We start from the raw sequence: 22899 nt of genomic DNA, 5'->3' as shown, positions 1-22899 counted from the left end.
GGACGCAGAGCGTCCATTGAGGCATTCCCACGCGGAGCGTGGGAACGATCGCTTAGAAGGAAATCAGCGACTCACCACTCGGCAAAACTGCCATCGGCATGACGCCAGATCGGGTTGCGCCAGCGGTGGCCAACCGCCGCGCGTTCGATCACGTATTCCTCGTTGATCTCGATCCCCAGGCCCGGGCCGTTGGGGATCTTCACGAAGCCTTTGTCGTAATCGAACACCCGTGGATCCTTCACATAGTCGAGCAGGTCATTGCTCTCGTTGTAATGGATGCCCAGGCTCTGCTCCTGGATAAACGCGTTGTAACAAGCGGCGTCCAGTTGCAGACACGCCGCCAGTGCAATCGGCCCCAGCGGGCAGTGCAGTGCCAGCGCCACGTCGTAGGCTTCGGCCATGTTGGCGATTTTGCGAGTCTCGGTGATGCCACCGGCGTGGGACGCATCCGGCTGGATGATGTCGACGTAACCTTCGCTCAACACACGTTTAAAGTCCCACCGCGAAAACAGCCGCTCGCCGAGGGCAATCGGGGTGCTGGTCAGCGGAGCCAGTTCCTTCAGCGCTTCATAGTTTTCGCTGAGCACCGGCTCTTCGATGAACATCAGTTTGTACGGGTCGAGTTCCTTCATCAGGACCTTGGCCATCGGTTTGTGCACCCGGCCATGGAAGTCGACACCGATGCCGACGTTCGGCCCCACCGCATCGCGCACGGCGGCAACGTTGGCCAGCGCCAGATCGACTTTTTCGAAGGTATCGAGAAACTGCAGCTCCTCGGTGCCGTTCATTTTCACCGCTGTAAAACCACGACCCACCGCTTCTTTCGCCGCCCGCGCAGTGTCCGCCGGACGGTCGCCGCCGATCCACGAATACACACGGATCTTGTCCCGCACCTGACCGCCGAGCAGATCGCTGACCGACACGCCCAGCGCCTTGCCCTTGATATCCCACAGCGCCTGATCGATGCCGGCCAGCGCGCTCATATGGATCGCGCCGCCCCGGTAGAAGCCGCCGCGGTACAGCACGGTCCAGATGTCTTCGATATTGCGTGGGTCTTTGCCGATCAGGTAGTCGGACAATTCCTCGACCGCTGCAGCAACCGTGTGGGCCCGGCCCTCGACCACGGGCTCGCCCCAACCGGTCACGCCCTCGTCGGTTTCGACTTTCAGGAAGCACCAGCGCGGCGGGACGATGAAGGTGGTGAGTTTGGTGATTTTCATCTGCTTGTCTCTCTTGTTAGATGCAGCGCACGCAGCGCCGGAAAAGTCTTAGCGAAGGGCTTTCCAGGCCGCCACGTAGGCCTTGGCATTGGCCGCCACTTGCTCAGTCGTCATGCCCGGTTTGAACAGTCCGGAACCGAGGCCGAAGCCTTTGACGCCAGCGTCGATGAATGCCTGCATGTTCTCCGGGGTAATGCCGCCGACCGGGGCCAGAATCGTCCCGACCGGCAACACCGCCAGCCAGGCTTTCACCACTGCCGGGCCCATCTGTTCGGCCGGGAACAGCTTGAGAATGTCCGCCCCCTCCTCCAGCGCCGCAAAGGCTTCGGTCGGCGTGGCGACGCCCGGCGACAAGTACAGCCCCGCCGCTTTCGCGGCCCGCAACACCTTGGCATCGCTGTGGGGCATGACGATCACCTGGCCGCCGGCCTCTTTCACCCGTTCGACCTGTTCCGGGGTCAGCACCGTGCCGGCACCGATCAGGCAATCGGCAGGCAAGGTCTTACGCAGGATACGAATGCTTTCGTACGGCGCGGGGGAATTGAGCGGTACTTCGATGACGCGAAATCCGGCCGCGTACAGGACTTCTCCGACAGATGCGGCTTCCTGCGGATGCAGGCCGCGCAGGATCGCGATCAGACCGTTTTGCGCCAGTGCTTGCTTGAGCATGTCAGGCCTCCAGTCAGGGTTAACGGGATGAGGAATCGATCAGTCCGGCGGCGAGCGCCAGTTGCCACAGACCACGCTCGGTGGCTTGCTCGGCCAGGGTCACCTGGGCGAAACCGCAGGCGTCGAGGGCCCGGCTGTAACGGGCGCACAACTGCGCGTTGCCGATGAGGATGATCGAAGGAAGATGTTTGCTGTTGCGCCGGCGTCGTTGCACGGCGGCCAATGCTGTCAGCTCGTGGCCGATCAGCAGGCCGGACAGATAGTCCGGTTGCGCGGTGGCGCCGAGTTCACCGGTCAGGCCCAGGCTGCGGGCGCTGAACAGGGTCGACAGCACGCCGATCTCGCCCTCCGCCGATAACGCCACCTGCACGCCGCGCTCGAAGGCATCGGCGTCGAACGTCGCGCTGTGCTGTTGGGTACGGCCGAGAATGCTGTGCTCGCTGAGCACGGCGAACACTTCGCCGGTCATGAAGGTGTCGAAGCGGGTGATGCAGCCATCGGCCACTTCCACCCATTTCGAATGACTGCCGGGCAGGCCGATCAGCAGATCATTGCCCGCCTCGACCGGCAGATTCTGCAGGACGCCGAGGACTTGGGTTTCCTCGCCGCGCATCACGTTCGGCAGCGTCGAGCGCTGAATCACACCCGGCACGATGTGCACATCGACACCGCGAATACTGCGGACGGTTTGCAGGGATTTTCCGAGATCGGCGACGTTGGCCGGCGTATCGCGGTAAGACGCTTCGCGCCAGCCCTGGGCGCTGCCAACCATGCCGCAGGCAATCACCGGCAAGCCGGGTTGCGCGTCGAGCCAGTCGCCGCACGCCTCGTCGAACGCCAGTTCAAAACCCTCGGCGCATTCGCGACCGTTGATGACCCGTGGCGTCTTCGGCAACTGCATGATCCCGAACGACAGCGAACGCTGCGCCAGCACCTGCCCGCCCGCCGCGAGTTTGTAAGCACGTAGTGAGGTCGTCCCCCAATCGAGCGCGATCAATTGCGCCAGCATCGCTTCACCTGTTTTGTTATTGGCAGTGAGTAAGCTGGACTATAAACCTGAGCGCGGATAAATCTCAATATATAAATATCACTCCCATATTGTGGGACGAAGACAAAAAAAGATCGCAGCCTTCGACAGCTCCTGCAGGGATATCGACTTTCTCTGCAGTAGCTGCCGAAGGCTGCGATCGTTTACGTCGGCTCAGTTGCCCTCGGCAAACTCGCGCAATACCTTGCCATCCATGCGGTAACGCACCCACTCTTCCTGCGGCTGTGCGCCGAGGGATTTGTAGAATTCGATGGCCGGGGTGTTCCAATCCAGCACACTCCATTCGAAGCGGCCGCAGTCGTTGGCGCAGGCGATTTTCGCGAGGTGGCGCAGCAGGGTTTTACCGGCGCCACCGCCCCGTTGTTCCGGGGTGATGTAGAGGTCTTCGAGGTACAGGCAGTTGCTGCCCAGCCAGGTCGAATAGCTGAAGAAGAACACCGCAAAACCGATTGGCAAGCCGTCGCGCAGGCAGATCAGGCCATGGGCCGTGGCGCCTTCGCTGAACAGGCTGCGTTCGATGTCGGCAACACTGGCGATGACTTCGTGACGGGCCTTTTCGAAGTCTGCAAGTTCAGTGATGAACGCGAGGATTTGCGGTGCATCGCTGGGGGTCGCCGGGCGGATTTCGATCGTCATGGACGGGCCTTGTCGGAAAAAGGAAAACGCCATACTAAGGCGGCGCGCGGCGCTCGTCACATGGCAAAGCAAACACTACCCTCCCACAGGGATTTCTGACTGGTCTGAAGGATATTCATGAACGCATTCGAACCACTGGCCTCACTCGCCGGCGAACTGCTGCCCCACGCGCTGGAACCGTCGGAAGACGGCGCTCATGATCTGTCGCATCTGCAACGGGTCTGGCACAACGCGCGCACCTTGCAGGCCGACGAAGGCGGCGACCTTGAAGTGCTGCTCGCGGCCGTGCTGCTGCACGATTGTGTGGCGGTGGAAAAGAACTCGCCGCTGCGCTCACAGGCATCGCGTCTGGCCGCGGAAAAAGCCTCGAAGGTGCTGGCGAACATGCATTGGTCCGAAGCCAATATCGACGCTGTCACCCACGCCATCGAGGCCCACAGCTTTTCCGCCAACATCGCCCCGCTCACCCTCGAAGCGCAACTGGTGCAGGACGCCGACCGTCTCGACTCCCTCGGCATGCTCGGCGTCGCCCGCACCTTTTACACCGCCGGACGCATGGGCAGCGCGCTGTACGACCCGCAAGATCCCGAGGCCCGGGAAAGGGACTACGACGACAAGCGATTCTGCCTCGACCATTTCCAGACCAAACTGCTGCACCTCGCCGACGGTTTCCACACCGCTGCCGGTCAACGTCTGGCACAGCTCCGTCATCGACGCTTGAAAGGTTTCATGGAGCAATTCAAGGAAGAGATCGGCCTCGAAAGCACTCAGCCCTTCTGAACCGTTCGTCGATCATCAGGCACCAATCTTTCACGAGGGCAGACCAAAAGGAGGTAAGGATTTCAATCACTGGAGACACCCTATGATCTCGTCAAGGTTGACTGCACTTGTATTCGCTACCCTCCTCAGCCCGGCGGTATTCGCCGCCTCGACCACCGCTGCCGGTACCGGGCCGACCGATCCGGTTACCCAGCCAAGAGCTCCCGCCATCAACAGTGCCCCCGGTATGAATACCGACGGTTCCGGTGTACCGCTGATCAATCAGCCACCCGCCACGGGAACAGATCCTCGCACCCAGGGGAGCGATCCCGGACGCCAGGGCGGCATGAACACCCCCGACGCTCCGGCTGCCCCCGACAACGCCGGTCCCGGCGTCGGCTCGAAAACCACCACGGGTGGTTCGGGTTCTGAAGGCGCAGGACAGTGATCCGTGCTTCATCCACGCAACGTGTCTTATCCACTTCCTTGAAGAGGTAACCATGAACGTCGATAAAAACCTGGAAAAAGAAGTCCTCACCCGCCTGTTGCATGCCCACCCAAGTGGCCTCGGCAAAGAGGTTCTGGACAATTATCGCGGCGAGAAAGTCGTGGCCAGTGCCCTCGCCGCCCTGCAGGAGCGTGGACTGATTCACCACGGACACATCACTTGCAATGAAGCGGGAGAGCATTCGCTGAATCTGCCGATCAAGCTCAGCGCTGCGGGTGTGGAAGCGGCGCGTAAACTCGATACCTGACGCTTGCGGTCACTGGCGCAGGCAGTGGTTGAATGCGCCGCCTGCGCCAGACCTCATGCAGAGATTCATCCAGCCACCAGGAGACTCGCCATGCCTCGTGGAAGTAAAGCCAAATACACTGAAGAACAGAAGCGCAAAGCCGAACACATCGAAGACAGCTATCAGAACAAAGGGATGTCCAAGGACGAAGCTGAAGCCCGCGCCTGGGCGACAGTCAACAAACAGTCCGGCGGCGGCGAGAAGGCCGGAGGTTCCGGGCGTCGGAAACCGGCCAGTGCCAAGGCCGAGGATCGCAAGGAATCAGCGCGGCGCGCGGCTGTGAGCCGTGATGGACATTCGCGCGACAGCAAGGCTTCACGCGAAGTACAGACGGTCGACAGCCTGCGCAAGGAGGCCCGGGAGCGGAAAATCCCCGGGCGTTCGTCGATGCGTAAAGATGAGTTGATTGCGGCGTTGCGCAGAGCCGGCTAGGTCCAGACTGGATGTAACGGCTGAAGGCCTTATCGCTGGCAAGCCAGCGATTGCGATCGTTCAGTCAGTGCATTTTTTGCTGATCAGCACATCAACCTCCGCAGTGCCAGGAGCGGTCGCCGGGCCCCAGCGAGTGACCGCTAACGCAGCCGCAGCGTTGGCGCGCCTTGCGGCTTCGTGAGCGGCCAGTCCTTGCGCCAGCCCGGCGACGAACACCCCGGCATGCGCATCGCCCGCGCCGTTGCTGTCCACTGCCTGCACTTTGAAACCCGGCACATGCTGACGTTCACCGCGCTGATGAATCCAGCAACCATGCGGACCGTCGCGCACGACCATCAGCACCTCCGGCGGCAGGTGCACGGCCAAGCGGTCCAGCGCGGTTTCGATGTCCGCCGCGCCAGTGAAACGCAGCGCCTCGACGCTGTTGCTGGTCCACACATCGATGCGCGGCAGCAACGCCTGCATCATCGGTGAGTCCGGCGATTCCACCAGCGGGCCCGGATCGAACACCACATTGATCGTCTTCGGCAGCGCCAGCGTCCAGTCCAGCAACGCCTGGGCCTTGCCGCTGTGCAGCAGGCTGTAGCCGCTGACGTAGACGTAGTCCCCCGCCTCGGCGGCAACGCTGTTCAGTTCCGCCGCCGTGACTTCACCTTCGGCGCCGATGTAGGAAATGAAGCTGCGTTCCGCCGACGCATCGGTCAGCGCCACGCAGATCCCGGTGTCGCGTTCTGCAGGCTGTTCGATGCCGATACGGATGCCTTCGGCATTCATCGCCTGCCGCGCCAGATCACCGAAACGACCATTGCCGTGGCGACCCAGATAGACCACCGGCAAGCCGTTGCGCGCGGCGGCAGCCATCACATTGAAGCCGCCGCCGGCTTCGAAACTGGCGGACTGCGCCAGCACGTCGCCGCCGATCTGCGGCAGCGCATCCACGGCCATGACCAGGTCGATGATGACCTGGCCGGTGTGCAACATCTTAGGCATGAGCATTCTCGGATTGCGCAGCGCGGCGATCTCTTGCCCCGCCGAGTACAAAGTAAATGCCGCCGGCGACCACGAACGTCACGATCCAACCGAGGCCGTTGTGGCCCAGCCAGGAGTCGGACAGGAAACCCTTGAACCAGACATTTTCAGCCGTGGTGCCGATGGTGGTGAAACTGAAGCCCAGCACGATGGCGATCGCCCACGCGCCGAATGCGCGCCACTCGATGCCGCCGCTGTACCAGTAGGCGCTGCTCGGGCTGACGTCGAGCAGGTCTTTCGAGCTGTAGTAGTGACGGTGAATCAGGTCGACCACGAAGATCCCGACCCACGCAGTGATCGGCACTGCCAGCAGGGAAATGAAGGTAATGAACGGGCCGTAGAAACTGTCGGCGATCAGCATGAAGTAGATCGAACCGGCGAAGATCGCCACGATGTCGACCACCACCGCGTATACGCGCTTGACCTTCAGGCCGAGGGTCAGCGTGGTCAGACCGGCGGAGTACACCGACAGGTTGTTCGACAGCAGCAGGCCACCGAATGCAGTGATCAGGTACGGCACGGCCATCCAGGTCGGCAGCATGTCGCGGATCGCCACGATCGGATCAGTCGCCGATGCCAGGTCGTTGTTGCCCACCGAGAGCAGGCCGCCGAGGGTGATCAGCAGCACCAGCGGAATTCCCGCGCCGAACGCCGCCGAAGCCACCAGACGCACGGCTTTGACGCTGCGATGCTGATAGCGCGACATGTCGGCGCCGGCATTCGCCCAGCCGATCCCGGTGCCGGCGGCCATGGTGCCGATGCCGATGATCATCGCGCTGATCGGCGCCGGCGTGGCGTTGAACACCGCGCTCCAGTCGATGGTCGCGCAGAGGAAGCCGCCGACCAGAATGTTCAGCGCGCCGAACACGTAGGTGGCCCACTTCTGGATCACCAGCAACGTGGCGTGGCCGAGGCCGGATACCGACAAGGTCAGCAGCACGAAAATCGCGATGAAGATCAGGGTCAGCACCGGCGCGCTTTTGGCTTCCACCGGCGAGCCGAACAGGATCGAGCACAACGACAGCAGCACAAACGCCGCCGTGGTGGTGTTGACGGTTTCCCAGCCCAGGCGCGACATCAGCGACACCAGCGTCGGGCCGATATTGCCGCGTACACCGAAGATTGCCCGCGACAAAGTCAGACTCGGCGCACGACCGCGACGGCCAGCAATCGAGATGATCCCCACCACCGCGAACGAACCGGCAGCGCCGAGAATGGCGACGATGATTGCCTGCCAGATCGCCAGGCCGCGAAACGCCACCAGCGTGGCGCCCAGCGGCAGGCCGAGGATGGAAATGTTGGCAGCGAACCAGACCCAGAACAGTTGCAGCGGATGGCCGTTGCACTCACCTTCCGGCACCGGTTCGATGCCCCGGGTTTCCAGTTGCCCGGCGCTTTGTCCGGCGGTCGATGAACTCATGAGAAATGCTCCTGTTTGCCTTTATTGTGATTGTGGCAATGACGCAGAACGAAAAGACATCCCGCCCTTCCTGGGCCTGTCTGCGCGATCCATTGCGGGTGAATATTCAGGGTTTGCGATGGCGTCAGTCCAATCAGCGCAAGGCCAACAGCCCTGTCACCAACGGTTCCAGCTCCAGACCATTGACGGCCTTCACCGTCTCGATCATCGGCGCCGGCCAGCTCTGCAGGCCCAGGCAGGCCCCGAGCATGGCGCCGAGAATCGCGGCGATGGTGTCGGTGTCGCCACCCAGGCTCGCGGCCATGCACAGCGCATCGAACGGCGTCATTTCACCGACCGCGACTTGCTGCGCGAGGGCGAATGACACCACTACCGACTCCTGCGAGGCCACCGAGGTGCCGATCACGTCGTACAGCAGATCCGCGAGCAACACCGGGTCGCTCTCGACACTGATGCTGCGCGCCCAACTGATCCGCGAGGCGATGCGCCCGCCGGCCACCCAGTGCCCGTGAGACTCCGCTTGCTGGGCGATTTGCTGGCCGAGGTTCAGCGCCTCACCCAGATCCAGACCGTTGATGCCGGCCGAGACCACCGCCGCCACCGCCGCCGCGCTGGAAATCCCCAGCGTGGTGTTGTGAGTGACCTGACAGGCCTGCACCACCGCCGCAATGAAGCGCCCGGGGTCGGCGACATCCGCCGCGATGCCCACCGGGGTGATGCGCATCGCAGCGCCGTTGGTGGTGCCGTAGCGCCCGGCCTCCTCCGGCGAATGGCCGGCGAGGATCATTTCGATCGCACGTTTGGTCGACGGGCCGAGCAAGTCCTGCGAGCCCTTGGCCTGCATCTCGGCTTCCCATTCGATCAGCCGTTGCGCGAGCACCGCCGGTTCGATCCGGCCGCGCCCTTCGAGCAGCAATTCGCCGACCAGAATCGCCTGTTCGGTGTCATCGGTGATCGAGCCCTTGGGCATGTTCGCGGCAATCGGCTGCAAGGGGCCGGCGTCCTGCAGATCGGTGATCTGGCCGAAGCGCTGCTTAATGGTTTCGCGGTTCAGGGATTGGGTCGGCATGCCCAGCGCGTCGCCCAGTGCCAGGCCGTAAAACGCGCCCAGGGCACGGTCGAGGGCGGTCATTTCGATTCTCCAAATTGCAGGTGCAGACGGAAATGCACCGGGTCGAGCAGGCTTTCGACCTGTTCCATGAAACGGTTTTGCCGGTCGTAGGTGGTGCGCAATGCCTTGAGGAACACCGTGCCCTCCGGACGGCCGAGCAGTTCGGCGTCCACGGCGTTGAGCGGCTCGGCACCGATCCACTGATCGCCGCGCTCGCCGATGTAACCGTAGGCGGCCAGGGTGATGGTCAGGGAGTTGTCGATCAGGCCGACCCGCGGCAGGCTTTCCAGGCCTCCGCTGGCGGGCATCAGAGAGCGTTCAAGGGACACCGCCGTGCCATCGTTGGAACGGCGGCGACGTTCGAGAAGAATGAATTGATCGGAGCCGAAACGTGCAAGCAGATCCGCACGGGTCACGGCCTCCAGACGCAGCACGTCGGTATTGATCATCGCCCCGCTGTCAGCCAGGGCCTGGGCCCAGCCGCTGCGCTGGTCGAGCACTACCCCGTCAAACGTGACGATGGAACCGACTCCGCTTTGCGTAGCGATGTATTTGCGCCGTTTCAGTTCGGCCAGCGCTTCGCGCAACGTGCCACGGCTGACGTTGAATTCCTGAGCCAACTGATGCTCGCCGGGCAACAGAAAGCCGTCCTCCATGAGGCCGCTTTCGATGCGTCGGACGAGCTCGTCGACCACCCGTTGTTTCTTGTCAAATCGTACCTGTCTAATCATGTACAAAGTGATAACCGAAACGGGTTGAGACGGGCAAGGGAAATTTTGGGTGGGGTGACGGAAGGCGGGAAGATCAAGAGCGCCCTCATCGGAACGCCGCCCGCCTAGCCCTCTCCCGGAGGGAGAGGGAACTGAATGGGGGATATTTGGGAGATACGCCGACCTGAGCCCGCTCGCTGAATCCATAATCGACTGAATTCTTCAGGTCAATGTAGAGCGCAAGACACCTCGGTCAGCTCCCTCTCCCTCCGGGAGAGGGCTGGGCGGGCGGCGTTCCGATGAGGGAGCTTTTGATCTCAGCGCTGTTTCAGACGGTCAATGACAACAGCCAACAACAAAATCGACCCACGAATCACATACTGATAAAACGTGTCGATATTCTTCAGATTCATCGCATTCTCGATAATCGCCAGAATCAAGACCCCGGCAATCACATGCCGGATCATCCCGATCCCACCACTCAGCGACACCCCGCCCAGCACGCAGGCCGAAATCACCGTCAGCTCAAAACCTTGGCCAATCATCGGCTGACCCGAAGTCATCCGCGATGCCAGAATCACCCCTGCCAGTGCACCAATCACCCCATGCACCGCGAAGATGATGATCTTGGTTCGATCAACATTCACCCCCGCCAGCAACGCTGCTTCCTGGTTGCCGCCGATTGCCATGGTGTTGCGCCCGTAGGTCGTGTAATTCAGCAGCCAGCCGAAAAACAGGAAGCAGACGATGGTGATCAGGATCGGCACCGGTACGCCGAACAACTGACCATTACCAAAGACGAAAAACGACTCCTGCGAGACGCCCACCGCTTTGCCGTTGGCAAAGATGTAAGCCAGGCCACGGACGATCTGCATGGTCGCCAGCGTCGTGATCAACGCGTTGACCCGCAACTTGGCGATCACGATGCCGTTGATTAAGCCGACGATCAGGCCCATCACCAGCGCCGCGCTGACACCGAGAAACACGCTGTTGGTGTCGCGCATGACCACCGCCGCCACTACCCCGGCGCAGGCGATTACCGAGCCCACCGACAAGTCGAAATGCCCCGACGCCAGGCAATACAACATGGTGCACGCGGCGATCCCGGTGGTGGAAATCGCCAGACCCAGGCCACGCATGTTCAGCGGCGAGAGGAAGTTGTCGATCAGCAAGGTGCAGGCGACAAAAATGCCCACCGCCGCCAGCAGCATCACCCAGTCATCGAGGAAGCGCCGCATATCCAGAGGTTTGCGCTCGGTCGGCAGGGTTTCGTTTTGGGTTGTCATCATAGTCACCTCTCAGTTCGCCACGCCGTCAGCGCGTTGGCGCGGCAAAGCCAGTTGCAGCAGGTTGGATTCGTTGGCCTGGTCGCGGCTGACTTCGCCACGCAGGGCGCCCTCGCACAGCACCAGAATGCGGTCGGAAATGCCCATCACTTCCATCAGATCGCTGGACACCACGATCACCGAAATACCGTCGGCGGCCAGGTTATGGATGATCTGGTAGATCTCGGCCTTGGCACCGATGTCGATGCCCCGGGTCGGCTCGTCGAGCAGCAGGACTTTCATCGGCATCGACAGCCAGCGGCCGAGAATTGCCTTCTGCTGATTGCCGCCGGACAGGAACTTGATCTGTTGCCCGGCGTGGGGCGTTTTCACTTTCAGGGCCTTGATCTGTTTCTCGGCGTTGCCCTTTTCCCAGATCCCGCGCAGCAGGCAGCCGAGCCCGGAATGCGCACCGCGCGCACTGATGTTGATGTTCTCGGCGACGCTGGCGAGCGGGATGATGCCTTCCTTCTTGCGGTCTTCCGGGCACAACAGAATCCCGGCAGCAATCGCATCGCGGGGCGAACGCAGTTTCAGTTCATGGCCGCGCAATTCCAGGCGTCCGGCGGTGTTGCGCTCCAGACCGCTGAGCAGCCGGAACAGCTCGGTGCGCCCGGCCCCGACCAGTCCGAACAGGCCCAGAATCTCGCCTTTGTGCGCATCGAAACTGATCGGCTCACGCAGGCCCGGGCCGAGCAAGCCATCGACTCTCAGCGCCACGGCACCGCGCGGGCGACCGCGATAATCGTAGATGTCCTGAATGTCGCGCCCGACCATGCAGGTCACCAGTTGATCGTGGGTCAGCTGGCTCATGTCGTCGAAGGTGCGCACGTAGCGACCATCCTTGAACACCGTCACCGCGTCGCAGATGCGGAACACTTCTTCCATGCGGTGGGAGACGTAGAGCACCACTTTGCCCTCGTCGCGCAGCCGACCGATGATCGCCATCAAGCGGTCGATTTCCCGCGCCGAGAGGCTGCTGGTCGGTTCGTCAAAAGCAATCACATGGGCGCCACGGGACAGCGCCTTGGCGATTTCCACCAGTTGCCGCTGACCGAGGGACAGGCGTCCGACCTTGGTCTGCGGGTCGATTTCATCGGCCAGGCCTTTGAGGCATGCCAATGCCTGCTGGCGCAGCGCGCCGCGATTGATCAGGCCGAAGCTGGCCGGCAGGTGACCGAGGAACAGGTTCTCGGCCACGGTCATTTCCGGCACCAGATGCAACTCCTGGTGAATCACCGCCACGCCGCTGCCGATGCTGTCGGCGGTGGACTTGAACGCCATCGTCCGCTCGCCGATCTGCAGCTCGCCGCTGCTCGGAATGTAGGCGCCGCCGAGGATTTTCAGCAGGGTCGATTTGCCGGCGCCGTTCTCGCCCATCAAGGCGTGAACCTGTCCGGGGTGAGCGACGAAACTGATGCCGTCCAGCGCCTTCACGCCCGGGAAGGTCTTGCCGATCCCGTTGAAACGCAGGCTGCCGCTGGCGCTGTGTTCTTGTGTCTGTACTTGCGCGTGCATTTAAGCCACCTCATCACACCGTTCAAGCGGCCCGGCTGCCCGGGCCGCCGCTGCCGTCAGTTCCACAGGCCGATCTTCTCCAGCTCCTGCTTGAAGTTGTCGCGGGTGATCAGGGTGACGTCGTCCATCGCGGTGTACTTCGGCGGTTCCTTGCCGGTGGTGACCCACTCGTACATCATCTCGGCGGTCTTGTAGCCTTCGATGTGCGGGCTCGGCAGCATCGAACCGTAGAAGCCACTGTTGGGCTTTTTCAGTTCGCCGATGGCGTCGGTGCCGTTGATACCGATACCGATCACGTTGGTCGCGGCAAACCCGGCGGCTTCGGTGGCGCGCACGCCGCCGAGCACGGTGTTGTCGTTCATGCCGCCGATGATCAGGTTCTTCGCCGCGCCCGGCAGCTTGACCAGCGCCGAGTTGGTGGCGTCCATGCTGCCCGGTACGTCGAGGGTTTTCAGAGCGGCAGTCAGAATGTGATCTTTCGGCATGCCCGCATCTTCCAGCGCCTTCATCGAGCCGTCGGTGCGCTTCTTGCCGGTGTCGAGTTCGTTGTAGGTGTTGACCACCGCGTAGGTGTCTTTCCAGTCCCAGTTACGCTTTTTCGCCTCGGCGGCCATGGCGGCGCCCTGCTTCTGGCCGACTTCGAAGGCAGCCATGCCGAGGTACGGCACGTCTTCCATGAATTTGCCATTGGCATCGACGAAGCGGTCGTCGACGGCGATCACTTTCAGGTCATTGAGCTTGGCCTTGGCCATGATCGCCGGGCCGAGCGATACGTCCGGCGGGCAGATGACGAAGCCCTTGGCGCCGTTGGCCGCAAGGCTGTCGATAGCGGAGAGGGTTTTCTCGCCGTCCGGCACGGCGATCTTGATCAGCTCGAAGCCTTTGTCCTTGGCAGCTTTCTCGGCGAAGGCCCATTCAGTCTGGAACCACGGCTCTTCGGCCTGCTTGACCAGGAAGCCGATCTTCACCGGATCGGCGGCCAGCAGGGCACTGCTCAGGCTGAACGCAGTGACCGCCAGCGCGGTACTGCACAGGGTACGAATCCCGAAACGACGTTTCATAAGCAGACTCCTTGTTATTTTTCTTGAGCGTTATTTGAAAAACGTTAAAGCGGTCGAAGCGTTTCCTGCTAATCATGACGACAATAGTCATATCGTATGATGATTGGATTTCAGGCGTACCTTTCCACCTGAAACCCGCTTTTGTCAGTCGTGGTACATGACCGAGCGACCACCATCGATAGTGATGCACGAGGCGTTGATGAACGGCGCTTCATCACTGGCCAGGAATACAGCAGTCATTGCCACTTCGATCGGTTGGCCGATGCGTTTCGGTGGGTGCAGATCGAAGGCGCGCTGACGTTCGGCGTGCGGGTCGGCAAAGCCGTTCCAGTAATCGACGTTGAGCTGGGTTTCGATGTAGCCCGGTGCAATCGCATTGACCCGAATACCCTTCGGCGCGTACTCGATGCCCAGCGCGCGGGTCAGACCGAGCAGGCCATGCTTGGCCACCGGGTACGGGAAGCAGCCGGGAATGATGTTTGTGGAATGGGTCGAGGCAATGTTGATGATGCTGCCGATACCCTGTTCGATCATCTGCGGCAGCACGGCCTTGCAGCCATACCAGGCGCCGTCGAGGTCGATGGCGAAGCAGCGTTTCCAGTCTTCTTCGGTCATTTCCAGCGGATCGCGGAACACGTTGACACCGGCGCAGTTGACCAGCACATCGATGCGACCGTGCAGCTCGATGGCCAGTTTGGCCATGGCGTGCAGATCCTGCTGACGCGATACATCGGCCTTGATCGCTTGCACATCGGCGCCCTGCTCGCGCCAGTGGGCGGCGACTTTCTCGACCTTTTCGGCCTGGATATCGCTGATCACCAGTTTGGCCTGCTGCGAGGCGAAGGTCGCGACGATTGCTTCGCCGATGCCTTGAGCGGCACCGGTCAGCAGCACAACCTTGTTTTTCAGGCGCTCACCTTTCGGTGGCTCGGGCACCGGTGGCAGGGACAGAGGTTCAGCCATGAATCAGGACTCCTGTTCGAAAGCATAAAAAAACCGGGCATCTGACGATGTCCGGTCTGGAAGGCTTATGGAACAAAACAGGCGCGCGCGCGCCGCGGTACCGAAACGGCCCGAAGCGCTGACTCCGCTGTGGAGTGCGATGAAAATTCGCTGCATCACTTCACCTGTTTTGTTCTTTTTAAGTGTGAGTGCGTGTTACTGATGGAGCCGACTATAAACCCGACCGCCAAACAATCTCAATATATAATTTTGCATCCCATATTTTGGGATTTAATCAGCGAATCGCGTACAGAGCTTTCCGGCGACGTCCACTCGCAAAGACAGCACGGCGCCGTCCAGCGGGTGGTTCAGCGGACTTTTGGCGCTGGTGATGTACAGGGTTTTCAGGTCGGCGCCGCCGAACACGCAACTGGTCGGGCGGCTGATCGGCAGTTCGATCCTGCGGTCGATCTGGCCATCCGGTGTAAGGCGCAGCAGGCAGCTGCCGTCCCAGCGGGCGTTCCACACGTAGCCTTCGGCGTCCATCGCCGAACCGTCCGGGCCACCGTGCTGATCGGCGCTGTACCAGGGCTGGGCAGTGTCGAGGTTGCCGTCGGTGTGAATGAAATAGCGGTACAAGGTGCTGTCGAGGCTGTCGCCGAACAGCAGCGTGGTGCCGTCGTCGCTCCAGAGCAGCGTGTTGGGAATGCCCAGCCCCCGTAACAAGGGTGTGACCCTTTTATCCGGATCAATCCGGAACAGCCCGCCGGAACGACGGATGATCGGCAGATCCTCGCCCTGCTCGCCAATGTTGTTTTGCATGGTGCCGAGCCACAAACGGCCCTGGCCATCACAACGTGCTTCGTTGGCGCGATTGCCCGGTTGCGGATCGGCGACGCAGAACAGCGTCAGTCGCGGCTCGAGTCCGGGGGAATCGAGATCGAGCCGGTAGACGCCGCTGCTCAGGGTCACCAGTGCGTCGCCGCTGGCGCAGGGAATGAACGCCGAGACGTGCTCCGGCATCTGCCAGATCTGCACGTTCTGCCCGATCAGCCGCAGCGCCTGCCTGCCGGCAATGTCGACCCAGTACAGTGCCTGGGTCGGTGCGTCCCAGAACGGGCTCTCGCCCAGTTGCGCCCGATGCTCTGTCACCGCAGTCCACGTCATGCAACCTCCTGTCTTGTTGTTTTTGTCAGCTGGCTTTCTTGTCGGCCATCACCTGCGGGTAGAACCGCTTGATGGCCAGGTCGGCATTGTCGATCAGGGTCATGCAGGCCCACACCCCGCGCGCGGCATCCCGGGCGGCAATGGCGTCGGCCATGTCTTTGTGAATGGGCAGTGTGCGGCGCAATTCGTCGGGATCAGCCGCCGAGACTTCGAAGGACACGGCGAGCAGCGCACCGAGGGCCGGCACCATTTGCTCGATGAATTGATTGTGGCTGGCGGCGAGAATGCATTCGTGGAAGAACTGGTCGGCGCGGTTGTAATCGATGCCGCTGTCGACCGCCCGTTCCAGCGCGTTGTAGGCCTGCTGCACGGCTTGCACCTGTTCAACGGTCGCCCGCTCGCAGGCCCAGCGCACCGCCATCGGTTCGATGGTGCGGCGCAGGTCGAGCAGGTCATCGACGAAGTTTTCCGGCAGGCCGCTGCGCGACAGCCAGCCCACGACTTGCGGATCGAACAGGTTCCAGCGCTTGATCGGCAGCACCCGCGTGCCGACTTTCGGCCCGACTTCGAGCATGCCTTTGGCGACCAGGGTCTTGATGGCTTCGCGGATCACGGTGCGGCTGACCCCGAGCTGCTCGCCCAGATCGGCCTCGACCTTGATCGCCTGCCCCGGTTTCACCTGGCCGGCAGCAATCCAGGCGCCCAGCCAGTCAACCGTTGATGCGTGAAAACTGCTCGACATGGACACCCCGAAGCCATTCGCTGTGGGTGCCTACGCTAATCATCATATGATTGAGAGTCAACGACAAAAAACCGCAGCCTGCTTTAACAGACTGCGGTTTTTTTAAGGTTCGAGGCCGATGCGGAAGAACTCGCCGCCGCTCCAGACGCCCAGCCAGCGCTGACCATCGATTTCACGGCTGACTGCCATCTCGACCAATTGGTAGAAAACATTGCGATGGATCAGCGCTTCGAGATTGGTGCGTACATGCACGTAAGGCGCAGGTTCCTGCGTCGCTGGATCGATCTCGACCCGGATCGGATGCTCCAGGCCGGCTTCCGTTGTTTCATCGACGTTGGTGGTAAAGCGCAGCACTTGCGTTTCACCCTCGCCTTCCACCTCGACGGCAATCGCCACGAAAGGCGCGTCATCCACTTTGATCCCGACCTTCTCAACCGGGGTAATCAGGAAATAGTCATCGCCATCGCGGCGGATGATGGTGGAGAACAGCTTGACCATCGGCTTGCGCCCGATCGGCGTACCCAAGTAGTACCAGGTGCCGTCGCGGGCGATGCGCATGTCGATGTCGCCGCAGAAATCCGGGTTCCACAAGTGCACCGGCGGCAAGCCTTTGGTTTTGGGGATTTGCCCCAGCAGGTCATTGGCTTTTTGCGGGCCACTCATGGCGTACTCCTTGAATTACTGGTCCCCGACGCCCAGCAGGCTGCGCGCGTACTGCGCAAGCGGTGGGCCGATCAGGTCTTCGGGCTTGTTGTCGTGGAACGTCAGTAAACCGCCACGACTCTTGATCCGTGCAGTATCAATCAAATACTGGGTGCTGGTCTCGATCAACATGATCTGAATCACGCCACCGTCGATACCGAGACGATCCACAGCTTCCTGATCCAGCCATTCATCGGAGTTGCCGATGCGGTCGTCGGCCTTGGCGAAACGGGTGTACAGCAGGTAGTGGGCACCGGCGTCGCGCGCTTCGCCCATTGCCTGGTCGAGGCCTTCAGGCGCGCGGGCGCGGCGGACCATCGGGAAATATTCGACGAAACCCTTGAAGGCCTCTTCGGCGACGACATTGGGACGCGGGTAAGAACCACCCGGCGGCGCGAACGAGCCTTGCGCGATGTAGATGAACGAATCCGGCTGAATGCGGAAATTGTTTACGCGACGGCTGTCGCTGTGTTCCAGCAGCCCCGCGTCGCTCATCTGGTAGCGAGTCCCTTCGGCCATGTCACTGACAGTCATACAGCCGCCCAGCGCCAAAACGGCCAGCAGCAAAACCAGGCTACGCATCCTAATCCTCCAGAAGCCGGTGACGGAAAACCGGCGAATGGCCGTAGGATGCAGCTTTTGCGCCAGTCCTTGGAAATGTGCAGGTATCCGCTTTGAAACAGGACTTTTTGTGGCGGGATGCTTAGCCGCCGATGATCTTCATGACGGTCGCGCCGCCGGAGAACGCGACCTCCTGCTTGTCGCCCAGCGCCTTGACCAGCAGTCGCTGCAACGCCGGCAGCGCCTCATGACGTGGTTTGTCGAGCAGGTCTCCGACGTAGTGGCGGTTGCTCGACGACAGGCAGCCATGCAGCCATCCGGTGGACGACAGGCGCAGGCGCGAACAGGTTCGGCAGAACGGCACGCTTTCGTTGGCGATCACGCCGAAATTGCCCAGACCGGGAATCGCATAGCGAACTGCCGTGGCATCCACCGGAGCGTCGGTTTGCGCGTACTCGTAATGTTCGCCGATCAGGCTCAGCAGCTGTTGCAGACTGACGAACTGCTGCAGAAAGGCGTTGGAATCAGTGGCCAGGTGGCCCATGCGCATCAGCTCGATGAAGCGCAGCTCAAAGCCGCGTTCAAGGCAGTAATCGAGCAGCGGCAGCACCTGGTCGAGGTTCTGCCCGCGTAACGGCACCATGTTGACCTTGATCTTCATCCCCGCCGCTGCCGCCTGATCCATGCCGTCCAGCACGGTGGCCAGATCGCCGCCACGGGCGATGCTGCGGAACGCGCCGGCGTCCAGGGTATCGAGGGAAACGTTGATGCGCCGCAGGCCGGCATCGACCAGCAACGGGAGTTTTTTCGCCAGGAGCTGACCGTTGGTGGTCAGGCTGATGTCTTCCAGGCCCATCTTGCCGACGGCGCTCATGAAAGATTCGAGTTTGGGGCTGACCAGCGGCTCGCCGCCGGTGATGCGCAGACGCTCGATGCCCGCGGCTTCGATCAGATAGGCTACGCCACGCGCCATGGCCTCGGCCGACAGTTCATCCTGCGCAGCCACCAGCCGCTTGCCGTTGGGCACGCAGTAGGTACAGGCGTAATTGCAGGCTGAAGTCAGACTGATCCGCAAATTGCGAAAACGCCTGCCTTGACGGTCAACGATCATGAAGCACTCCGGCGATGGAAAATCGAGCGGCTAAAACTTGACTCACAATTCAAGTTTTAGCAAGCCCTATGCCTGAGTATATTCCTGCGGTACTGCGCCATGTAGCGAAAAACACGGCGCATAAGGCAACTGAATGATTCAGCTGCTTGGCGTTTCAGGGTCGCGCTTGCGCTTGTTGCCCATGCGCACGCCGATATCCATCAGGAACTGGAAGAAACCTTCCTGATCTTCCAGCACATTGCTCCAGAACGGCGAGTGATACAGCGCCACCGCGCCGTGCACCAGCGCCCAGGATGCGCAGTAGTGGAAGTACGGCGGCACGTCTTCGAGCTTGCCTTCGCTGATGCGGCCCTTGATGAGCAGTGTCAGGCGTTCGAAGTTCGAGGCACGGATCTTGTGCAGCTCCTCGACCATCTCAGGCACCTGATTGCCCTTGACCACCTTCTCTTCCAGGCGATCGAACAGGCGATAGCGCTGCGGGTCGCGCATGCGGAATTCAAAGTAGGCACGGGACAGCGCTTCCTTGTCCTTGTCGACATCGGCCGAGTGCAACAGCTCGTTCAAGTCGCGCTCGTAATCGAGCATCAGGCGCAGATAGATTTCGGCCTTGGACTTGAAGTGCTTGTAGATCGTGCCTTTGCCGATACCCACGGCATCAGCAATCATCTCGACGGTGACACTGTCTTCACCTTGTTCGAGGAACAGCTTGAGCGCGGTATCGAGAATTTCTTGCTCGCGGCGACGAAACTCACGGACCTTACGAGGTTCTTTGTGCATAAGAAAAGGTCTGTAGGGGTCAAAATTCGAAGCCGCGTATTATGCCTAACTTGCACAAAAATGCACGGATCATCCGACCATATCTGTGTTTCTTGTTCATTTCACGAACGTTTCGGGGGGAATGAGAACATAACCGAAGCGAACGTATTCCAAATTTGTTTAAAAACCCCGGCCAGCCAACTGGACTCGGCGCCAGACTGATCAATACTTGAACTGTCGGGCGACATCTCCCCCAAGTGTCGCGCCGGTAAAGGTACCAAAGGACCGCGTGCCTTTGTTTTACTCCTAATGGTCTTAACCCGGATTCACCCCCCAGAACCCGGGTTTTTTTTGCCTGCGATTCAGGCTTTTACATTCGCCATTGGAAACAATCGCTTGAAGTTCTCGGTAGTCTGCTCGGCAAAACGCTCGTAGTTCTCGCCGCGCAGCATCGCCAGAAACTCTGCCACTTCCCGCACGTATTGCGGCAGGTTCGGCTTGCCGCGATACGGGATCGGCGCCAGGTACGGTGAATCGGTTTCCACCAGCAGGCGATCGACCGGAACCTTGCTCGCTACATCGCGCAACGCATCGGCATTGCGGAAGGTGACGATGCCCGACAGGGAAATGTAATAACCCATGTCCAGCGCTGCCTTGGCCATGTCCCAGTCTTCGGTGAAGCAATGCAGCACACCGGCCTGGGGCAACGCGGCTTCGCGCAACAACTCGAGCGTGTCGGCACGGGCGCCACGGGTGTGGATGATCACCGGTTTGCCGGTCTGCTGCGCGGCTTGCAGGTGCAGACGGAACGATTCCTGCTGTAACTCGGCGGCTTCCGGCTCGTAGTGATAGTCCAGACCGGTTTCACCGATCGCCACCACTTTCGGGTGATTGAGCTCATGCAGCAGCCAGTCCAGCGCCGGCGCCGCGCCCGGCTGCACATCCAACGGATGCACGCCGACCGAACAATCGACATCGTCGTAACGCTCGGCCAGGGCTTTGACGTCGGCCGCGTTGTCGGCGCTGACGCCGATGCACAGGAAATGCCCGACGCCGCGTTCGCGGGCCGCATCCAGCGCGGCATCCAGGGAACCGTCGTGAGCGGCGAGGTCGAGGCGATCAAGGTGACAATGGGAATCTACGAGCATAAAAAGGACTGCAACTTACATCGTATGAGTGGGACGGTCGGATTTCAGGGCTCCGGCCAGATGAGTTTCGATGCGACTGCGGGCGGTGTTGTCGCCATCGTTGAATTGCACGCCGACGCCGGCCGCGCGGTTGCCCTGCGCGCCTTTGGGGGTGATCCAGGCGACTTTGCCGGCCACCGGAATCTTCTCCGCCTCGTCCATCAGGTTCAGCAGCATGAACACCTCGTCGCCCAACTTGTAGTTCTTGTTGGTCGGGATGAACAGGCCGCCGTTCTTGATGAACGGCATGTAGGCGGCGTAGAGGACCGACTTGTCCTTGATGGTCAGGGACAAGATGCCGTTGCGCGGCCCCGGGCTGACAGGTTCATTCATGTTGACCTCCACTGCTGATGCTCAGAGTCTAGGTACACATTCTTATCTTTGACCAGGCAAGCTCGCCCATTGCACCAACAACGCTTCCAGCAGCAACGCCGCATTGAGGTTGGCCTTGCTCAGGACTTTCTGGCGCTGGGCGAGAATCCAGTCCTGAATATCCAGCACTTTAGCCTGGGCACTTTTCTGCGCCAGATACTGCACGACCTTGCGCATGTCGGTCAGGCCGAGACCCGATTCATCCTGGGTCAACTGATAGCGCAGGATCAGGCTCGACCAGTCGCAGAACCAGTCGAACAGACGCAGCATCGGAATGTTTTTCCACTCCTCGGCCAGTTGCGTCGGCGATTGTTGCTGCTTGAGCAGCTTCTTCACGCCTTCCACCACCTGCGCGCGCTGTTCACGCACGCCCTGCCCCTGCAACGTGACGGCGGCCAACGGCGAACCGGCGGCCAGGGTCAACAGTTCGACACGTTCGTCTTCGGAGCATTCCGGCAGTGCCTGAGCCAGCCACTGCAGACTCATGGATTCGCTCGGCAGCGGGCAGGCCTGCTGCACGCAGCGGCTTTTGATGGTCGGCAACAACCGGCTCGGCTGGTGGCTGACCAATAACAGCACGGTATCGCCGGACGGCTCTTCAAGGCTCTTGAGCAAGGCGTTGGCGGCGTTGATGTTCATCGACTCCACCGGCTCGATCAGCACCACCTTGCGCCCGCCCAGTTGCGCGGTCTGCACCACGAAACTGACCAGATCGCGCACCTGATCGACCTTGATCGCCTTGTCCGCTTCTTCCGGTTCGAGAATGTAATTGTCCGGGTGGCTGCCGGCCTTGAGCAGCAGGCAGGATTTGCACTCACCGCAGGCTTCAGGCGTCGGACGCTGGCACAGCAGACTGGCCATCAGTCGTTCGGCCAGCGCGCGCTTGCCGATCCCGGCCGGCCCGTGCAGCAGATACGCGTGAGCGTGCTGAGTGCGCCCGGCCAGTTGCTGCCAGAGGCTGTCCTGCCACGGATAGGCCTCAGCCACGGCTCAGCTCCAGCAAGTTCGGAATCAGGGTATCCAGCGATTGTTGAACCTTGGCCAACGGCTGACCGGCATCGATCCGCACGTAGCGCGCCGGATCGGCTTCCGCGCGCTTGAGGAATGCACTGCGCACGGCCTCGAAAAACTCACGGCCTTCCAGCTCGAAACGATCCAGACGACCCCGAGCGCTGGCGCGAGCGAGGCCGATTTCCACCGGCAGATCGAAAATCAGCGTCAGGTCGGGACGCAGGTCGCCCTGCACGAAAGTCTCCAGCGCCGCGATGCGCTCCAGCGACAAGCCGCGACCACCGCCCTGATAGGCGTAAGTCGAATCGGTGAAACGGTCACACAGCACCACCGCACCACGGGCCAGCGCCGGGCGAATGACTTCAGCCAGATGCTGGGCACGGGCGGCGAACACCAGCAACAGCTCGGTGTCCGGGTTCATCACTTCGTCGACCGGGGCCAGCAACACCTCACGAATGCGCTCGGCCAGCGGCGTACCGCCGGGCTCGCGGGTCAGCACCACTTCGATACCGGCGGCGCGCAGGCGCTCGGCGAGGTATTCGCGGTTGGTGCTTTTGCCGGCGCCTTCCGGGCCTTCCAGGGTAATAAACAAGCCAGTCACAGGCAGTCCTTAATC

Annotated in this window: 26 protein-coding genes; 4 read left to right on the top strand and 22 right to left on the bottom strand. The window is 61.4% G+C overall.

The window, feature by feature from the left end; genetic code table 11:
* Positions 1-71: 71 nt before the first annotated feature.
* From dgoD to ACM6JM_RS15395, 4 genes are all read right to left on the bottom strand, one after another.
* Positions 72-1220 (bottom strand): galactonate dehydratase, encoded by a 1149-nt coding sequence (dgoD, locus tag ACM6JM_RS15410; protein WP_007950849.1) that lies wholly within the window; start codon positions 1218-1220, stop codon positions 72-74.
* A gap of 48 nt (positions 1221-1268) precedes the next feature.
* Entirely contained in the window at positions 1269-1889 is a 621-nt protein-coding gene (locus tag ACM6JM_RS15405) for a 2-dehydro-3-deoxy-6-phosphogalactonate aldolase (protein ID WP_039770628.1), read from the bottom strand.
* A 19-nt stretch (positions 1890-1908) separates the two neighbouring features.
* Positions 1909-2898: a 2-dehydro-3-deoxygalactonokinase gene (locus ACM6JM_RS15400; RefSeq protein ID WP_414882148.1), complete on the bottom strand. Its 990-nt coding sequence runs from the start codon at positions 2896-2898 to the stop codon at positions 1909-1911.
* A gap of 192 nt (positions 2899-3090) precedes the next feature.
* Positions 3091-3573 (bottom strand): GNAT family N-acetyltransferase, encoded by a 483-nt coding sequence (locus ACM6JM_RS15395; protein WP_039770630.1) that lies wholly within the window; start codon positions 3571-3573, stop codon positions 3091-3093.
* A 117-nt stretch (positions 3574-3690) separates the two neighbouring features.
* Here ACM6JM_RS15395 and ACM6JM_RS15390 point away from each other — a divergent pair, with 117 nt between their 5' ends.
* From ACM6JM_RS15390 to ACM6JM_RS15375, 4 genes are all read left to right on the top strand, one after another.
* Complete coding sequence (locus ACM6JM_RS15390; protein WP_414882147.1) at positions 3691-4353, top strand: HD domain-containing protein; 663 nt, start codon at positions 3691-3693, stop codon at positions 4351-4353.
* An 82-nt stretch (positions 4354-4435) separates the two neighbouring features.
* A complete protein-coding gene (locus tag ACM6JM_RS15385) occupies positions 4436-4780 on the top strand; it encodes a hypothetical protein (RefSeq protein ID WP_039770633.1) in 345 nt (114 codons plus the stop codon).
* Between the two features lie 52 nt (positions 4781-4832).
* Entirely contained in the window at positions 4833-5087 is a 255-nt protein-coding gene (locus ACM6JM_RS15380) for a hypothetical protein (protein WP_011335416.1), read from the top strand.
* A gap of 90 nt (positions 5088-5177) precedes the next feature.
* Positions 5178-5558, top strand: a complete 381-nt coding sequence (locus tag ACM6JM_RS15375; protein WP_201815868.1) for a Rho termination factor N-terminal domain-containing protein — start codon at positions 5178-5180, stop codon at positions 5556-5558.
* Positions 5559-5618: 60 nt separating this feature from the next.
* Here ACM6JM_RS15375 and ACM6JM_RS15370 read toward each other — a convergent pair whose 3' ends face one another.
* The 18 genes from ACM6JM_RS15370 to tmk all read right to left on the bottom strand — a co-directional run bounded on the left by ACM6JM_RS15370 (position 5619) and on the right by tmk (position 22884).
* Positions 5619-6548 (bottom strand): PfkB family carbohydrate kinase, encoded by a 930-nt coding sequence (locus ACM6JM_RS15370; protein ID WP_414882146.1) that lies wholly within the window; start codon positions 6546-6548, stop codon positions 5619-5621.
* On the bottom strand, positions 6541-8007 hold the full coding sequence (locus ACM6JM_RS15365; RefSeq protein WP_163976113.1) for a purine-cytosine permease family protein: 1467 nt from the start codon (positions 8005-8007) through the stop codon (positions 6541-6543). The genes ACM6JM_RS15370 and ACM6JM_RS15365 overlap by 8 nt, the downstream gene beginning before the upstream one ends.
* A gap of 133 nt (positions 8008-8140) precedes the next feature.
* Positions 8141-9139, bottom strand: coding sequence for an ADP-ribosylglycohydrolase family protein (locus ACM6JM_RS15360; RefSeq protein WP_414882145.1), 999 nt, complete (start codon positions 9137-9139; stop codon positions 8141-8143).
* On the bottom strand, positions 9136-9849 hold the full coding sequence (locus ACM6JM_RS15355; RefSeq protein WP_064598527.1) for a GntR family transcriptional regulator: 714 nt from the start codon (positions 9847-9849) through the stop codon (positions 9136-9138). The genes ACM6JM_RS15360 and ACM6JM_RS15355 overlap by 4 nt, the downstream gene beginning before the upstream one ends.
* Positions 9850-10145: 296 nt before the next feature.
* Positions 10146-11114 carry an L-arabinose ABC transporter permease AraH gene (gene araH, locus ACM6JM_RS15350; protein ID WP_011335422.1) on the bottom strand — a complete coding sequence of 323 codons (969 nt, stop codon included), beginning with the start codon at positions 11112-11114 and terminating at the stop codon, positions 10146-10148.
* A 12-nt stretch (positions 11115-11126) separates the two neighbouring features.
* The gene (gene araG, locus ACM6JM_RS15345) at positions 11127-12671 is read right to left on the bottom strand and encodes an L-arabinose ABC transporter ATP-binding protein AraG (RefSeq protein WP_039770641.1); all 1545 of its coding nucleotides are present in this window, start codon (positions 12669-12671) and stop codon (positions 11127-11129) included.
* Between the two features lie 56 nt (positions 12672-12727).
* The gene (locus ACM6JM_RS15340) at positions 12728-13732 is read right to left on the bottom strand and encodes a substrate-binding domain-containing protein (RefSeq protein ID WP_414882144.1); all 1005 of its coding nucleotides are present in this window, start codon (positions 13730-13732) and stop codon (positions 12728-12730) included.
* A gap of 144 nt (positions 13733-13876) precedes the next feature.
* Positions 13877-14695, bottom strand: a complete 819-nt coding sequence (locus ACM6JM_RS15335; protein ID WP_011335425.1) for an SDR family oxidoreductase — start codon at positions 14693-14695, stop codon at positions 13877-13879.
* Positions 14696-14965: 270 nt separating this feature from the next.
* Positions 14966-15841 carry an SMP-30/gluconolactonase/LRE family protein gene (locus tag ACM6JM_RS15330; protein ID WP_414882143.1) on the bottom strand — a complete coding sequence of 292 codons (876 nt, stop codon included), beginning with the start codon at positions 15839-15841 and terminating at the stop codon, positions 14966-14968.
* A 25-nt stretch (positions 15842-15866) separates the two neighbouring features.
* The gene (locus ACM6JM_RS15325; RefSeq protein WP_007950814.1) at positions 15867-16583 is read right to left on the bottom strand and encodes a FadR/GntR family transcriptional regulator; all 717 of its coding nucleotides are present in this window, start codon (positions 16581-16583) and stop codon (positions 15867-15869) included.
* A gap of 102 nt (positions 16584-16685) precedes the next feature.
* Positions 16686-17246 carry a DUF1285 domain-containing protein gene (locus ACM6JM_RS15320; protein WP_039770650.1) on the bottom strand — a complete coding sequence of 187 codons (561 nt, stop codon included), beginning with the start codon at positions 17244-17246 and terminating at the stop codon, positions 16686-16688.
* 15 nt (positions 17247-17261) lie between these two features.
* On the bottom strand, positions 17262-17867 hold the full coding sequence (locus ACM6JM_RS15315) for a DUF4823 domain-containing protein (RefSeq protein ID WP_414882142.1): 606 nt from the start codon (positions 17865-17867) through the stop codon (positions 17262-17264).
* Positions 17868-17988: 121 nt separating this feature from the next.
* Complete coding sequence (locus tag ACM6JM_RS15310; protein WP_414882141.1) at positions 17989-18957, bottom strand: GTP 3',8-cyclase MoaA; 969 nt, start codon at positions 18955-18957, stop codon at positions 17989-17991.
* Positions 18958-19095: 138 nt separating this feature from the next.
* Entirely contained in the window at positions 19096-19734 is a 639-nt protein-coding gene (locus ACM6JM_RS15305; RefSeq protein WP_007950805.1) for a TetR/AcrR family transcriptional regulator, read from the bottom strand.
* A gap of 341 nt (positions 19735-20075) precedes the next feature.
* Complete coding sequence (locus tag ACM6JM_RS15300) at positions 20076-20861, bottom strand: TatD family hydrolase (protein WP_039770654.1); 786 nt, start codon at positions 20859-20861, stop codon at positions 20076-20078.
* A gap of 15 nt (positions 20862-20876) precedes the next feature.
* On the bottom strand, positions 20877-21233 hold the full coding sequence (locus tag ACM6JM_RS15295) for a PilZ domain-containing protein (RefSeq protein WP_039770657.1): 357 nt from the start codon (positions 21231-21233) through the stop codon (positions 20877-20879).
* 42 nt (positions 21234-21275) lie between these two features.
* Positions 21276-22259, bottom strand: a complete 984-nt coding sequence (locus ACM6JM_RS15290) for a DNA polymerase III subunit delta' (protein ID WP_039770660.1) — start codon at positions 22257-22259, stop codon at positions 21276-21278.
* Positions 22252-22884 (bottom strand): dTMP kinase, encoded by a 633-nt coding sequence (gene tmk, locus ACM6JM_RS15285; protein ID WP_007950797.1) that lies wholly within the window; start codon positions 22882-22884, stop codon positions 22252-22254. The genes ACM6JM_RS15290 and tmk overlap by 8 nt, the downstream gene beginning before the upstream one ends.
* Positions 22885-22899: the final 15 nt, after the last annotated feature.

Source organism: Pseudomonas sp. IT-P2 (genome assembly GCF_949767575.1).
GTDB classification, from domain to species: domain Bacteria; phylum Pseudomonadota; class Gammaproteobacteria; order Pseudomonadales; family Pseudomonadaceae; genus Aquipseudomonas; species Aquipseudomonas pharyngis.
This window is presented reverse-complemented; position numbering and strand designations above follow the sequence as displayed.

What these genes read in the sequence shown, in the direction of transcription:
- ACM6JM_RS15310 (WP_414882141.1), bottom strand. Translation starts at nt 18,957, where the DNA reads ATGATCGTTGACCGTCAAGGCAGGCGTTTTCGCAATTTGCGGATCAGT.
- ACM6JM_RS15320 (WP_039770650.1), bottom strand. Translation starts at nt 17,246, where the DNA reads ATGAGTGGCCCGCAAAAAGCCAATGACCTGCTGGGGCAAATCCCCAAA.
- ACM6JM_RS15370 (WP_414882146.1), bottom strand. Translation starts at nt 6,548, where the DNA reads ATGCCTAAGATGTTGCACACCGGCCAGGTCATCATCGACCTGGTCATG.
- ACM6JM_RS15360 (WP_414882145.1), bottom strand. Translation starts at nt 9,139, where the DNA reads ATGACCGCCCTCGACCGTGCCCTGGGCGCGTTTTACGGCCTGGCACTG.
- ACM6JM_RS15325 (WP_007950814.1), bottom strand. Translation starts at nt 16,583, where the DNA reads ATGTCGAGCAGTTTTCACGCATCAACGGTTGACTGGCTGGGCGCCTGG.
- ACM6JM_RS15300 (WP_039770654.1), bottom strand. Translation starts at nt 20,861, where the DNA reads ATGCTCGTAGATTCCCATTGTCACCTTGATCGCCTCGACCTCGCCGCT.
- ACM6JM_RS15405 (WP_039770628.1), bottom strand. Translation starts at nt 1,889, where the DNA reads ATGCTCAAGCAAGCACTGGCGCAAAACGGTCTGATCGCGATCCTGCGC.
- ACM6JM_RS15395 (WP_039770630.1), bottom strand. Translation starts at nt 3,573, where the DNA reads ATGACGATCGAAATCCGCCCGGCGACCCCCAGCGATGCACCGCAAATC.
- ACM6JM_RS15305 (WP_007950805.1), bottom strand. Translation starts at nt 19,734, where the DNA reads ATGCACAAAGAACCTCGTAAGGTCCGTGAGTTTCGTCGCCGCGAGCAA.
- ACM6JM_RS15385 (WP_039770633.1), top strand. Translation starts at nt 4,436, where the DNA reads ATGATCTCGTCAAGGTTGACTGCACTTGTATTCGCTACCCTCCTCAGC.
- ACM6JM_RS15315 (WP_414882142.1), bottom strand. Translation starts at nt 17,867, where the DNA reads ATGCGTAGCCTGGTTTTGCTGCTGGCCGTTTTGGCGCTGGGCGGCTGT.
- ACM6JM_RS15355 (WP_064598527.1), bottom strand. Translation starts at nt 9,849, where the DNA reads ATGATTAGACAGGTACGATTTGACAAGAAACAACGGGTGGTCGACGAG.
- dgoD (WP_007950849.1), bottom strand. Translation starts at nt 1,220, where the DNA reads ATGAAAATCACCAAACTCACCACCTTCATCGTCCCGCCGCGCTGGTGC.
- ACM6JM_RS15335 (WP_011335425.1), bottom strand. Translation starts at nt 14,695, where the DNA reads ATGGCTGAACCTCTGTCCCTGCCACCGGTGCCCGAGCCACCGAAAGGT.
- ACM6JM_RS15390 (WP_414882147.1), top strand. Translation starts at nt 3,691, where the DNA reads ATGAACGCATTCGAACCACTGGCCTCACTCGCCGGCGAACTGCTGCCC.
- ACM6JM_RS15340 (WP_414882144.1), bottom strand. Translation starts at nt 13,732, where the DNA reads ATGAAACGTCGTTTCGGGATTCGTACCCTGTGCAGTACCGCGCTGGCG.
- ACM6JM_RS15365 (WP_163976113.1), bottom strand. Translation starts at nt 8,007, where the DNA reads ATGAGTTCATCGACCGCCGGACAAAGCGCCGGGCAACTGGAAACCCGG.
- ACM6JM_RS15375 (WP_201815868.1), top strand. Translation starts at nt 5,178, where the DNA reads ATGCCTCGTGGAAGTAAAGCCAAATACACTGAAGAACAGAAGCGCAAA.
- araG (WP_039770641.1), bottom strand. Translation starts at nt 12,671, where the DNA reads ATGCACGCGCAAGTACAGACACAAGAACACAGCGCCAGCGGCAGCCTG.
- ACM6JM_RS15380 (WP_011335416.1), top strand. Translation starts at nt 4,833, where the DNA reads ATGAACGTCGATAAAAACCTGGAAAAAGAAGTCCTCACCCGCCTGTTG.
- ACM6JM_RS15400 (WP_414882148.1), bottom strand. Translation starts at nt 2,898, where the DNA reads ATGCTGGCGCAATTGATCGCGCTCGATTGGGGGACGACCTCACTACGT.
- ACM6JM_RS15330 (WP_414882143.1), bottom strand. Translation starts at nt 15,841, where the DNA reads ATGACGTGGACTGCGGTGACAGAGCATCGGGCGCAACTGGGCGAGAGC.
- araH (WP_011335422.1), bottom strand. Translation starts at nt 11,114, where the DNA reads ATGACAACCCAAAACGAAACCCTGCCGACCGAGCGCAAACCTCTGGAT.
- ACM6JM_RS15295 (WP_039770657.1), bottom strand. Translation starts at nt 21,233, where the DNA reads ATGAATGAACCTGTCAGCCCGGGGCCGCGCAACGGCATCTTGTCCCTG.